Consider the following 1,256-nt stretch of genomic DNA (forward strand, 5'->3'; position numbering starts at 1 on the left):
GGCGCATTCTAAGCAAAACCGTGCAGTAAATAAAGTCATGAAAACAGAACGTTATTACACCGTGGGATACGTGCCGCAAAATAATAAAGCCACTGCCCCGCCTGCGATCCACCTTAAAGGCCAGTGGCTTAAGGCGGCCGGGTTTGATATTGGCGGCACACTGACGGTTAAAATTATGGCGGGCTGTCTGGTGCTCATTCCTGACAGCGATGATACCTGCGCTATCAAGCAACAATATCGGCGCCAGCAAGAGCAGTTTAGTGATATTAAGCTGAGAATGCGGGAACTGATTAGCGACTACAACAGCAACTAAGGGCAGGAACTGAGCGGCTCTTAAAAAGAACAAAGCCGGAAGATCATGGGGATCTTTCCGGCTTATTTTAATCATTGAGTTAGAAGTTTGTTATGATGCCCATTCAGCTTCTTCTGGAAGCTCTCCATTTTTCCAATGTTTGAATATTTTAAATGATGCTCTTTGAAAAAAATGTTTTTGCTCATCATAATCAGCAAGTCTAACCAATGTAACGTCTCCATTTTCCTTATTTATTTCGAAAAGACCGTGTTCCATTTCTGAATGTCTTGATGTTGTAGACATATAGAGATACTGGGCACTAATCTCGTTTTCTTCCTTTTTAAACATCAATATGTGAAATGCCATATTTTTCTACTCATCTATCCAAATTCTGCCTGTGGATTCAGTTTTGTCGTGAGCGGTTCTATAGTTTGTTCGGAAAATACCTTCAAACTTAGATTCAAAATACTCATGCCTCAATAAATTAATATCTGATTGTACATGGTCGCCTTTCTTCAAGCGCGACCATGCATTGACCATACCCGGATCAGCATCAAATCGACCAACTCCTCTATCTAATTGATGTTCTTTGAAAAATACATGGTCTTTTATTCTGGCAATATGGGATTCTTTCCAGCCTGTATTTTTTGCAATAGCTGCAATATCAGAAGAGTCAGCTCTGATATTATCGTAGTGTTTCTCAGCTTTTTCCCACCCAGCTACGCTATCAGGATCCAGTACTCTTCGAGCACCAGTTTCTTTGATAGAAGATGTTGAACTAAGACCATAAGGGTCAACCCATTTCGCCGGATTATGTACATACCCATACGGATTCAATCCGCCCAGCAGCCCTATGGGGTCTTAGGAACGATTCCGGTGCGGTCATACTGTTTTAAGCGATTTTTTCTTTGACTATCAGCTTGTTAAAGAACCATTTTTACCTGTTCCGTCCATCCCCGCGAAC

Annotated in this window: 2 protein-coding genes and 1 pseudogene; 1 reads left to right on the forward strand and 2 read right to left on the reverse strand. The window is 41.6% G+C overall.

The genetic code is table 11. The features are described 5' to 3' along the window. A partial coding sequence (locus IQ211_RS19325) for a SymE family type I addiction module toxin (protein ID WP_228011629.1) occupies window positions 1–313 on the forward strand: 313 nt, incomplete at its 5' end. Window positions 314–403: 90 nt separating this feature from the next. Here IQ211_RS19325 and IQ211_RS19330 read toward each other — a convergent pair. Both IQ211_RS19330 and IQ211_RS19335 read right to left on the reverse strand, forming a co-directional pair. Then, window positions 404–658 (reverse strand): hypothetical protein, encoded by a 255-nt coding sequence (locus IQ211_RS19330; protein WP_189761415.1) that lies wholly within the window; start codon window positions 656–658, stop codon window positions 404–406. A 6-nt stretch (window positions 659–664) separates the two neighbouring features. Further along, window positions 665–1,153, reverse strand: a pseudogene (locus IQ211_RS19335) (RHS repeat-associated core domain-containing protein); the annotation flags it as partial. Between the last annotated feature and the right edge of the window lie 103 nt (window positions 1,154–1,256).

This window comes from Xenorhabdus griffiniae (assembly GCF_015163655.1).
GTDB classification, from domain to species: Bacteria; Pseudomonadota; Gammaproteobacteria; order Enterobacterales; family Enterobacteriaceae; genus Xenorhabdus; species Xenorhabdus griffiniae.